This is a genomic window from Paenibacillus hodogayensis (assembly GCF_039536325.1).
Taxonomy (GTDB): domain Bacteria; phylum Bacillota; class Bacilli; order Paenibacillales; family NBRC-103111; genus Paenibacillus_AB; species Paenibacillus_AB hodogayensis.
This window is the reverse complement of record NZ_BAAAYO010000006.1, coordinates 418,789-429,278: the sequence shown is the minus strand read 5'-3', so window position 1 is coordinate 429,278 and position 10,490 is coordinate 418,789. Positions and strand designations below refer to the sequence as shown.

The window sequence follows — 10,490 nt, the reverse complement described above, 5'->3', positions numbered from 1 at the left end:
ATTAAAGGGCTTGCCTATATGCTGCGAATGCCGTTCGTCATTTCCGCACACGGCTCGTGCGCTATCGGTACGGTCATCATGGCTTCATCTCGCCCGGCGTGACTCCCCAGTATTTGCGAAACACGCGAATGAAATAGCTGGCGTCCTTGTAGCCGGTATGCTCGGCGGCCGCGCCCACCGTCGAGCCGGCCAGCAGAAGCTCCCGGGCGAGCTCCATCTTTTTTTCCAGCACATAGTCGGAGAACGGCATCCCGATTTCCTTCTTGAATCGGCGGCTCAAATACGAGGAGTTCAGATGCAGCCGGTCGGCGACGGCCTGCAGAGAAAGCTCCCGGTCAATCTCCTGCATAATCATATCGGTCGCCAGGCGGACGGTCTCATGCGTCCGGCCGCCCTGGCGGTTATCGTAATCCACGATCAAGGCGGCCAACTGCCGCAGTGATTCGTAAGCCTGCCCGGCGTCATGGTCCGGTTCGAGCTGAAGCAGGCGCAGCTGCTCGTCCCCCGCGACTTCGCTCAGCGTCCGGCCCTTCCGTTCGACGGAGCGGACGAACAAGCCGTTCATATACAGCCAGTGCTCACGAAGCTCCCCCGGCGCCCCGGCGGAAGTCGTTCGGACCTCCCACCATTGCGCCAGCGCGGACAGCGCCTTGTCCGCATCTCCCGTTTCCAAGCCGATCTCGACTTCCTTCTCCCATTCGCCGACCGTCCGTCTGCTTCCCGCCGCTTGCGCGGGCTTCGCCGCCAGCCGGGCTTCCGAAGCTATGGAGAAAGCCAGCGTAATGCACAGAGGCTCCCTTCGTTTCGCGGTCTGCTCGCGAACCGTCAGCCGGATCGTTCCGGCTTTCCGCTGAACCGACCACGTCCCCGGCACCGGTTGCTTGCGCGAGCCTGACACCTCCCGCCACAGCTCGCCGTCGACCCGGACAGCCGCGGGCTTATTGTGCATATGCACGACGATTTCCCACGTCCGCTCCCCGGGCATGCCGTAGAAGTCGCCGCTGCGCGGAGCGATCTCGAGCAGCAGGCTTTGCTTCTCGTACCGGCAGCCGATATGCGTCTCCGCCGTTTGTCCCCGCAAATAGTCCAGCGATACGCCATCATCTTCATACAACGTACAGGCGTTCGCCCTTCCCGGATACAGATGAAGCTCCAGTCGTTCGGTAGACTGCTGGTGCACGTACTCCATATCCGGAGCCATCGGCACAATTGCCCCGGCGCGCACGAACAGCGGCCCGCCGAACGGCTCCGGCACGTCGCAGTGCAGGTCTGTCGGGCCATGGTGACGCTCCCCGGTCCAGTAGTTGATCCATTCGCCTTCCGGCAAATACACCCGTTCGGTAAACACGCCGACGAGCAGCTCGTCTCCGAACATGTACTGGTTTTGCGTCGCGGCGGCTTTAGCGTCTCCGGGAAATGCGAGCGGCATGGCCCGGGCGATCGGCAGACCGGTGCGGACGGCGACGTGCGCGGCCGAATAAATATACGGGAGCAGCCGGTAGCGCAGTCTCGCGTACGCCTTGAACATGTCGAGCAGCCGTTTCTCCAGCAGCAGCGGGTGCCGCCAATAAGCCCAGCTGTTGACCTCCGACCACGGCTGTAAAAATCCGAAATGGATGCCGGCGGGCGTATGCAAATTCATCGCCACGCTCATGTGCGGGATGCCCGAGAGGCCGAGACTGAGCACGGACAGGTGCGGCTGCTGGCGGCCCCCGGACCACATGGCGGCATATTTCTGAATCCCGGTATAGCCGACGGGGCTGTAGATCATTGGCCGGCGGCCGGTTTGGTTCGCAAAGCCTTCCATGATCGAGCCGCTGATCGAGCCGGCTTCCGTCAAGGAAACGGATTCCTCGCCTTGATCTGCCGAGACGGCGGCGCGGGCTTCCGGCGGAAACGGCAGGCTGGTACACAGCTTGAAGCCTTTGACACCTTGCGCCACGAAAGGCCGCAGCAGCTCGTAAAACGCCCCGGACGCAGGCTTTTCGTCCCCGATCCGTTTTTTTTCAGGTAAAGGGAGGCTGAGGCTCAGCTTGAAGCCCATCGTTTTCAGCGCACCCATAAACGTGTGTTCGCCTTCGGGCATCCACTGAGGAATATAAAACCGGTCCTGGTTCCAACGGACCGGGTTTTCGTAATCGAACGGCCGGTCCATCCAGCTCGGCTCCAGCCCGAGCATGTCGCAGGGGATGCCCTCCCGGCGGAATTTCAAGCCGTCCTCGATCAAATCCCTCGCGGTAGACTGCTGGTTGCAGATGAAGGTAAGCCCGTACGCCCACTTCGGCAGCAGCGCGGCCGGTCCCGTCAGCTCGGCGGCTTTGCCGAGCAGCTCCGCAAGATTGCCGCCGACCATCCAATAAAAACCCCATTCGCTTCCTGCACCCCGGATCAGCAGCTGATCCGGCTCCGAGCGGCCGACATCGAATTCATGCTCCATCTCCGTGTCGCTGAGCAGCGCCCAGCCCGCGTCCGACAGCAGCAGCGGCACAGGCGCATGCACGCGTCCTACGCGCAAGCCGATCGTGACGGAGCAGCCGCGCTTCATCAGCGGGGTGTCGTATTGGTCGCCCAGCCCGTAAACGAGCTCGCCGCCGGTCAGATCGAAGCGCGCCTCGAAGTCATCTGCATCGATGGGGGATAACCCGCTCAGGCGGGCGAGCAGACTGCCGTTCCGGTCGTAAAGCCCGATAGCCCCGCATAGGCGCTCGATGCGCAGCGAGGCCAAGCCGGTATTCAGTTCAATTGCTTCCTCCGACTCCGCCGAATTCCAGAGGACGTCAGCGGCAGGAGGGGCTACTAGTCCGAGCGAGGCAAGCGGCCCGCAGGCGGCGAACGTTCCCGTCCGGTTGAGGCGGATATGAAACGTGTCGGGCGCGATCGGCGCGATGTTTATATACAGTCCGGCGGATAAGAGACCGGTTGCGGACGTGGCTGTGCAGTTCATGGCAAAGCCCCTTTCGGATAGGCTGGAAAAGGACGGAATGGCGCCCGCTCATCGTTTGTTTGCGCTTTCTGTCGAGTTTGTCCCCCTAATAGTAGCACATTTTGCTTGCTGCGGGGCAGGGATGGCGGCATTCGCGCTACTCTCTTCCTGTCTCCCGATCGAACCGGGTGCTTGGCGAGAAGCGCATTTCGCGAAAAAGCCGACCCGCATGGCAGGTCGGCCGAAAAAAGGCTTATGGCCGCAATCGGGCCGCGCGAAAAGAAGCGTCCCCAAGCGCTGCCGGCATGGGAGCGGCTGCTTTGCCCTGCGGCCGATTGCCGCGATTGCCGCGAGGCGGCGCTTATCCGCCCAGGGCGGAGTCCGGCCATGCCAGCTCGAACCCTTGGCGGATGAGCTCGTTTTGAAAATCCGCGAGCAGCGCGGGATCGTTCCGCACGGCGCGCGGCGCTTCGCTCCGATCGAGGCAGAAGGCGGCCAGCGCGCCCGCTGCCTCGCCGATGTTCCATTCCACCGGATGCAGCCGGTAGCAGCCGTTGGAGATATGCGTCGTGCCGATATTTTTGCAGGCCGCAAGCAGATTGTTCATCCGCGCCGGGATCAGGCTGCCGAGCGGGATTTGAAAGGGAAGGGCGGCCAGATGGATATAGTGGCGGTTGCCCGTGCTAGGATGCAGGTCGATGCCGTAATGTCCGATGCCGACGGAGTCGCGGAACGTTTCGGCTCGTCCATCCGGCCGGTCCAGCGGGTTGACGTGCTGCTCCAGTACGGTGAACTCGGCTTTGATTCTCCGCGATTCCCGAATGTACGGGTAAGGGGCCAGTCCGTCATCCGTGCCGAATACGTCGCGGCGGAGACGGAAACCGGGGTAACCGCATGCGCCGTCCGGACGCGGGGCTTCCGTCTGAAGCCAGTACAGCAGCGACAGGCTAAGCTCCTTGGCGCCCTTCAGATGGAGGGCTTTCTCCTCTTCGCCGACGTCGATAACCGAACCGAGGAAATAGTCGTTTTGCGGCCAGTTGACGACGGTGACGTCTCCGCGAAACGTTCCCGGAGCGAAGTGGTCGGCATCCGCGAGACGCCGGTAGGACATAAGCGAGAAACCTTCCCAAAACGTCAGCCCCGATCCGCCGGGGAACAGGTCGTAGCGCACCGGCTCCAGGGTGGAGGGACGGACTCCGGCGAAGCTGAGCAGCCGGTCGGGCCAAAAATCGGGACGGAACGATTGCCAGAACGAATAATGGTCCGGCTTGTCGATCGTATGGTCTTCACCGTCGATATGATCGACCACAAAGCAATGGGTAATCGCCTGCATGTCCTGCGGGTCGGCCGGTCCTTCCAGCGCGTGGCGCTCATTCGTCTCCGCCTGCGACTCCGCGCCGGTGACGTACTCCGTTCCGCTCAGGGGAAGCAGGTCCCCGCAATCGGTCGCGTCGAGGAAGAGAGGCGCCGCGCATACCGTGCGCGTTCCCGTCAACGTATTCCGCACCGTTACCGATCGGATGCGGTCGCCCTCGGTCTCCGCCTGCTCGGGCCGGCAGTGGGGCAGCACGCCGACCCGGCCGCTGTACAGGTGCGGGGCAAGCATTTCCTGCAATACGGCAAGAGCGGCACGCGGATCGTGGCTGATGCGGCTGACCTTCGCATTGCCTGGATTGAAATGAGCTTGCGCCGCCGCTTCGGGCGTTAGCGGAAAGTGTCGACGGTAGTAATTCCGAATGCCGTCCCGCAACCGGCGGTAGCTCTGCGTGCAGCCGAATTGTTCGATCCAGCGGTTTTCGTCGGGGGGGACCGCCTGGCTGGTCAATTGGCCGCCGATCCATCCCGTTTCTTCCGTCATCAGCACGGTTTTTCCCATACCGGCCGCGGCCAGAGCGGCGGCGCAGCCTCCCAGACTTCCTCCGACGATCACGATGTCGGCCTGCATTTCACGTAACATGTCGATTCCTCCGTGTACGGTGTTGTCTTTCTTCCCTATCGTATAAGGGAATGTCCCCGGGCATAAGCGAGCTTAATGACCAGTAATGGTACTTTGATGACCTCGTATTTCGGAAAGGCGGAAAGCGCGCCAATGGGGGAACAATGGGTAACGAGAATACCATGCGAGGTCATGAGGGTTCCTTGTTGGCGAAATAACGAGTCCGTATAATCGAGACAGCGGAAGTGAAAACGCTGTCACTATGCAAGCTGTCAAGCTGCCGCCCAAATCAACTGTCGAGAGGGGCTAGACGAACATGAATGGTGGAAAGGCAAGATGGTCCGGTGCAGTCGCGGCGGCGGCGCTACTGCTATTGTCCGCATGCGGCAAAGGGGGGGATGCGGGGACGGCTCCGCCATCCGGGGAGCAGAAACCGCCCGATAGCGCTGCGGCGCAGCCGTTCGATCCGAATACGGCGGCAGAGCTGACCGTGTATTCGATACTGAGCGGCAATTATGAAGGCTTTATGAGCTCCGAGGGGCAGTATATACAGCGGAAGTATCCGAATTTCAAGTTTAACTTCATCGCCCCCGGAACGAGCACCACCCTGAAGGACGTCGTGACCGCAAAAACGCCGATCGACATTATTATCTCCACCCCGGACGTGCAGCCGGTCATCGATGTCGGACTCAATTCGGACATTACCGATCTGGTCAACAAGTACAAGTATGATTTGAACCGATTTATTCCGGTGACGATTGACATGATGAAGCAGATTACCGGCGGCAAGCTGCTCGGTTTGCCGAGCCGGGTCAGCTCCTACACGGTGTATTACAACAAGGACCTGTTCGATAAGTTCGGCGTGCCGTATTTGAACGATAAGATGACGTGGGAAGACATTTTGGAGACGGCCAAGAAACTGACCCGGTTTGACGGGGGCGTGCAGTATTACGGCTTTGCGGGGGATATTATCGCGATGCTCGACATGAACGAGCGCGCGCCGCAGTATGTCGATCCGAAGACGACCAAGGCGACGCTGGCCAACGATTACTGGAAGCGCGTGTTCGATCGCACGCTGCCGCTCTATACGCTCGTTCCCATCGCGCAGCCGACCAATCTCACAAGCTTGACATCGGCCAGAACGATGTTCGAGAAGGAGAAGAATGTCGCAATCTTTGTCGGGGTCAACGATGCGGGCGTCCGGGCGGCCAACGGGTCCATGGACATGAATTGGGACATCTCGCCGTTTCCCTCCTTCAAGAGCGCCCCGAACGAAGGGCCACAGCCTAGCACGCGCTATTATCTGATATCTTCGACAAGCAAAAACCGCGAAGCGGCATTTGCCGCCATTACCCAATTCGTCTCGGATGATATCCAGCGCGAACTGGTCACGACCGGGGCCACGCCGCCGCTGCAAAACGTCGATTACATCAGCCAGCTCGGCAGCGGCATTCCGCAGCTGAAGGGCAAAAACGTTAAGGCGCTCGTGCCGCCTCACTACGGAGAGATGAACGTGAAGGACCAATACTACATCGCATCCCGAGCCGCCCTGATCAATGCGTTCAACCAGGTCGTCGCCGGTCAGAAGGACGTCAACACCGCGCTGCGTGACGCCGAGGACGCGGCGAACAAACAAATTGCCGAACTGAAGAACAAATAGAGGCCACAATTCCCGACGGGCAGACAGGAAACGAATTGTCGAAGGGGAGATACGAATGAAGCCGGTTCGTGCATCGAAATTGGTTTGGCTGCTTATTTTTGTACTGGCGCTGCAAAGCGTCGTCCTGTCAGGTCGGCAAGTGGCGAATTCGCAAGCTTATCCCGAGGTTGATATGCTGAACGACCGCTGGGGCATTGTAACCCGTTCCACCTACGGTCCGATTGCCGTCGACGGAATCCCGAACGAGCCGGTATGGGCGCAGGCCGCCGCTCTGCAGCACTTTAAAACGTTTTTCGATCACCGTCCCGCCGAGCATGACACGGTTGTGAAGGTCGTGTATGACGCGAGTCGGCTGTACATTTCGCTGCAAAGTCCGCTCGGCTACGATAGCCCGCCGAAAGCGGAGCGGGTGTTTGTCGTTCTGGCCGATCCGGGCAACGACCAGAAGTTTTATACGATTCCTGTGGTCGTTACGCTCGATTCCCACCCGGTCGGCATCAGCTTGCGCAATTGGACGGGCAGCGATCCGAAGGTGAGCGGGCAGCAGTTTGTCAATTTGGGCCAAAGCAATCAAGTGAAGCCGGTCGTAAACAAGCAGCCGAACGGAAGCTGGACGGCGGAAATGGCTGTTCCATGGAGCGTCATCGGCTCTCCGCAGCTCGCGCCCGGAGCAGAGCTGCGCATGAACGTCATCCGCTACTACGGACCGGATTCCCCCTATCCGGCCAGCTCGTGGGTGCCGATCCGCACCTCTACCCTGATCGACGACGACCGGAACCGTCCGTTCGACCAACGGTCGCTGACGCTGCATGGCGACGTGACGAACGAGGGGAGATTGGGCAGCCTGTATTTAGAGGCGCCGCCGTCCTCTGCCTTCGGTTCGCCTGCGGAGGCTTGGAAGCCGGAGGACTCCGCGCTTCAGTTCCGCAGCTTTGGCGAGAAAGCGCTGACATTCGCCAAATCCGCTTACCCGGGACTCCAGCAAAGCGACATCGCTGTGGTCTGGACATCCCCATCGGGCGAGCGGACGGAGGCGGGCGATATCCAACTGGGCGAAGAGGGGCAGAAGTGGAGGATCGGTTTCTCGCATCCTGCGCCGCTCGAGGACGGCCTGTATTCGTTGAGCCTGTTCGTACGCGGGCAGGGAACCGCGACAGGGAAACTGGCGATATTCGCCTTTGACCGCTACAGCCTGATCGAAGCCGGGGAACAGCTATACCATGTTGACGCGGCCCCGACCGCGGTCACCCATGTCACCTATGCTCCTCCATCGACGGAAGTGCAGCTGCTGCTTCAGTTGGTTCCCGACCGGATCGGCTTTTTCGCAACGGGCGTTCCGCACAATACGCAGCTCGGCTTTCGCTCGGCGAACTACACGTGGAGCGTCGCCAAGCCGTGGGCGATAACGTCTGCGGATGCGCTCAAGCTGGATTACCCGAACGACACTTACAGGGAAAACAAATCGCTGACCGTGACGAACAAGCTCGGGGAGCCGGTGGAATACCCTTATTACGAGGACGGCTCGGGCAACCGCTATTTTTTATCGGCCCACCTGTGGCATCAGCAGCGCTTATACGCCGTCAAGCGGACGAAGGAGCTTGCCGCCACCGACCCGCTCGGAGCGGCCCGGCTGCTGTATCAGTTCAGCAAAAAGTATGCGGGCTGGGTGCGGATCAACGATACGATTTGGAACCAGTATCCGTTCGAGGGGACCGCGGCTGCGCCTTATGCGTATTACGGGGGAATGTGGGACCGTTGGACATTGCAGGATCTGGTCGGGCTGCGTCCGTTGGCCGATGCGTTCGCCGAGGTTGACAAAACCGATGCGTTCGAGCTGCTGAGCGCCGAAGCCGGAGAGGATGTGCGGGACCGAATTGTCGACGGGATGCTGCTGCCGTCGATCGAGGGGCTCCATACTTATACGGAGCTGAACAGCAACGTGGAATATTCGAATTGGATCGGACTGATACAGCTCGGCAAGGCGTTGAAAGAGCCGCGTTATATTCATGAAGCGGTCGGTCGAATGGACGCATTTTCCAAAAGCTCCTTTCTGTTCGACGGCTTCTGGAAAGAGATTACTTTGTCCTACCACAACCAGACGATCAATGGCGTGCGCGGCACCGCCAGCTATGCGGCCGGATGGACGGACCCTGCCGGTTATCTCTCTTCCCGCAGCGGACAGCGGTTCGACAATTTCGACCCGTCCGCGCCGCTGCCGCAGATCGGCTCGATGCTGAACATTCCGAATTTGCTTGCTTATCCCGACGGCCGCTATTTCCCGGTCAACGACACATGGGCGTTTCAAATAGCGCCGTCGCCGCAAAGCAACGCCTCGCTGCTCATGCCGGCGGCGGGAATCGCCAAAATGGTGCGCGGCACCGGGACCGGCCAGTCGCAGCTGTACATGACGTTCTCGCCGAATTTCGGGCACGACCATAAAGATCCTTTGAATTTGGCGCTGTACGGGGAAGGGCAGGAGCTGCTGCCGGATATCGGGTACACCCATACGTTCTACAGGCAGTGGACCCTCTCCACCTTGGGCCACAATACGGTCGTGGTCGACGGCAAGGATGCCGCGATTCAAGGCGCCGTCAAGCAGGGAGGAAGCTTGTCCGCCTTCAACCTGCTGTCTCCGTCGGGGGATGTCCAAGCGATGGGCGCCCGTGAGGAGCAGGCGTATCCCGGCGTTTCCGAATACGCTCGGGAGCCGTGGTTCGTCGGCTTCGACGGGGCTGCGGGCGGGGAAGGGTATGTGGTCGATTTGTTCCGCGTAGCCGGCGGCGGCCGGCACGAATATACGCTGAACGGCGATGCCAATCGCGATGCGACCTTGACCGCGAATGTGCCGCTCGTTTCCTACGGGCCTTATCTGGTGGACGGCACGCCGACGATTATTATGCCCCAGCAGGAAACGGATACCGGCGGCACGAGCGACAATCAGTACTATGCTTATACGTATGTGCGAAATGTGCAGACAGCGGAGGTGCCGGACGGCGAATACGAGCTGACCATGACGACAAAGACCGGCAATACGGACAAGGCGAACCTGCACGTTTACGGCTTCGCCGGCAGCGGAGACAACCGGATGTTCATCGGCCAATCGCCTTCGCTGCGGGCTACCCGCATGAACGGGCTGACCGGGGACACGAATACGGAGGCTGTCAGCTATACGATGCCCAAATTCGTCCTGCGTAAAGAAGGCGACAGCCTGCAAAGCCAGTTTATTCATGTCATGGAGCCTTATGCCGCAGGAGCCGCTCCCCGAATCGACAGCGTGAACGTGCTGAAGTCGGATGAAACGACGGGAGAGGCGATTATCGCCGTATCGTACGGGGACACGACGGACATCATTCTCAGCGCGCCTCATTACGCCGGTCAGCCGCTGACAGCCGGGGACTTGACGATGAACGGCAAGATGGGCTTTATCCGTCTTCAGGCAGGCGTGGTCACCCGGATGTATTTGGCCGGAGGCGCGCTGCTGCAAAAAGGAAGCGAAAGCTTGACCGGGGCGGGACCGGTTGCCGGCGACATCCGCAAAGTAAACCGCAACGAAAATCCGGGTGAAACGAATGGATTCGTCACGACGACGGATGTGCCGTCGTCCATGGTCGGACGCTATATGCTCGTAACCCATCCCGATCAGACGGTGCACGCTTATCCGATTACGGGCATCGCCAGGGACCCGGTAAAGGGCGAGACGACGATCGACATCGGCACGGACCCCGGCTTTGCGTATACGGGCGAAGGACCTGCGGAACAACGGCCGTCCCAAATGTTTTATTATCCCGCCACCAAATGGAAAGGGACTCATACGTTCGAGATCGACAATGTGGCTTCCAAATGACGCAGGGGCTGCCATTCCGATCAAACGCTTAAAGCTCCATGATTCGAACAACCGCGGGCATTGCTGCCTGCGGTTGTTTTGTCGACTATACCGCGAAAGCCTGCACTGGATGCGGCTGACCTTCTCA

Annotated in this window: 4 protein-coding genes; 2 read left to right on the top strand and 2 right to left on the bottom strand. The window is 60.3% G+C overall.

All coding sequences use genetic code 11. The features are described 5' to 3' along the window. Positions 1-76 precede the first annotated feature (76 nt). Positions 77-2,944, bottom strand: a complete 2,868-nt coding sequence (locus ABD796_RS13030) for a helix-turn-helix domain-containing protein (protein WP_344908472.1) — start codon at positions 2,942-2,944, stop codon at positions 77-79. Between the two features lie 340 nt (positions 2,945-3,284). Continuing rightward, positions 3,285-4,880: an FAD-dependent oxidoreductase gene (locus ABD796_RS13025; protein ID WP_344908469.1), complete on the bottom strand. Its 1,596-nt coding sequence runs from the start codon at positions 4,878-4,880 to the stop codon at positions 3,285-3,287. A 295-nt stretch (positions 4,881-5,175) separates the two neighbouring features. Between ABD796_RS13025 and ABD796_RS13020 the strand changes: the two genes are divergently transcribed. Both ABD796_RS13020 and ABD796_RS13015 read left to right on the top strand, forming a co-directional pair. Beyond that, complete coding sequence (locus tag ABD796_RS13020; protein ID WP_344908466.1) at positions 5,176-6,519, top strand: ABC transporter substrate-binding protein; 1,344 nt, start codon at positions 5,176-5,178, stop codon at positions 6,517-6,519. 55 nt (positions 6,520-6,574) lie between these two features. Beyond that, the gene (locus ABD796_RS13015) at positions 6,575-10,363 is read left to right on the top strand and encodes a heparinase II/III domain-containing protein (RefSeq protein ID WP_344908463.1); all 3,789 of its coding nucleotides are present in this window, start codon (positions 6,575-6,577) and stop codon (positions 10,361-10,363) included. Positions 10,364-10,490: the final 127 nt, after the last annotated feature.

What these genes read in the sequence shown, in the direction of transcription:
- ABD796_RS13025 (WP_344908469.1), bottom strand. Translation starts at nt 4,880, where the DNA reads ATGTTACGTGAAATGCAGGCCGACATCGTGATCGTCGGAGGAAGTCTG.
- ABD796_RS13030 (WP_344908472.1), bottom strand. Translation starts at nt 2,944, where the DNA reads ATGAACTGCACAGCCACGTCCGCAACCGGTCTCTTATCCGCCGGACTG.
- ABD796_RS13020 (WP_344908466.1), top strand. Translation starts at nt 5,176, where the DNA reads ATGAATGGTGGAAAGGCAAGATGGTCCGGTGCAGTCGCGGCGGCGGCG.
- ABD796_RS13015 (WP_344908463.1), top strand. Translation starts at nt 6,575, where the DNA reads ATGAAGCCGGTTCGTGCATCGAAATTGGTTTGGCTGCTTATTTTTGTA.